This is a genomic window from Streptomyces cahuitamycinicus, assembly GCF_002891435.1.
Lineage (GTDB): Bacteria > Actinomycetota > Actinomycetes > Streptomycetales > Streptomycetaceae > Streptomyces > Streptomyces cahuitamycinicus.
Map to the genome: position 1 here is coordinate 1 of NZ_POUC01000892.1, position 906 is coordinate 906.

Annotated in this window: 1 protein-coding gene; it reads left to right on the forward strand. The window is 71.7% G+C overall.

Going from position 1 to position 906, the window contains the following annotated elements; translation table 11 throughout:
• Window positions 1–26: 26 nt before the first annotated feature.
• On the forward strand, window positions 27–821 hold the full coding sequence (locus tag C1J00_RS43715; protein WP_102914257.1) for an SURF1 family protein: 795 nt from the start codon (window positions 27–29) through the stop codon (window positions 819–821).
• Window positions 822–906: the final 85 nt, after the last annotated feature.

Consider the following 906-nt stretch of genomic DNA (forward strand, 5'->3'; position numbering starts at 1 on the left):
GCCCTACAGCCCCGTACCGTGGGGGTGTGTACCGGTTTCTGCTGACGCCCCGATGGTGGGGGATCAACGTCTTCGTGCTGTTGTCCATCCCCTTCTGCATCTTCATGGGGTCCTGGCAGCTGAGCCGGTTCGAGGACCGTGTGCAGGACCACCGCACCGCGACCGAGCAGGTCGCCGAGGCCGGACGCGAGGCACCCCGTCCCCTCAAGGACATGCTGCCGGTGACCAAGGCCACGTCCGGGAAGCTGGTCACCGCGAGCGGGCGGTACGGCAAGCAGCTGCTGGTGCCCGGGCGGGAGCTCGACGGCAGGCAGGGCTTCTACGTGCTGGCACTGCTGCGGACCGACTCGGGTGAGGCGCTGCCGGTGGTGCGCGGATGGCTGCCCGGAGCCGCGGGCACGGCACGGGTTCCCGCCCCGCCGGCCGGTGAGGTCACCGTCACCGGGGCGCTGCAGGCGTCGGAGACGCCGGGAGACAACGGGGTCAGTGCGCAGGGCGGGCTGCCGGCCGGGCAGACGGCGGCGATCAGCGCGGCGTCCCTGGTGAACCTGGTGCCCTACGACGTGTACGACGCGTGGGTCACGCTGTCGAAGGGTGACGCGGGGATGAAGGCGGTGCCGGCTGCCGCGCCGCCGGACTCGGGGCTGGACCTGAAGGCGTTCCAGAACCTGGGCTACACCGCCGAGTGGTTCGCCTTCGTGGGGTTCGTGATCTTCATGTGGTTCCGGCTGCTGCGGCGTGAGGTGGAGTCCGCGCGGGATGCCGAGCTGGGACTGGTGCCGGATGAGAAGCCGGTCGCCGTGGACGCCGCCGTGCAGTGAGGGGCGTCTTCGCCGGGGCGGCCGGGTGGGTCCGCAGCCCGGCGAAGCGGGGTGCCTCCCCAAGCTCTCCGAGCAGGGCCCTCAG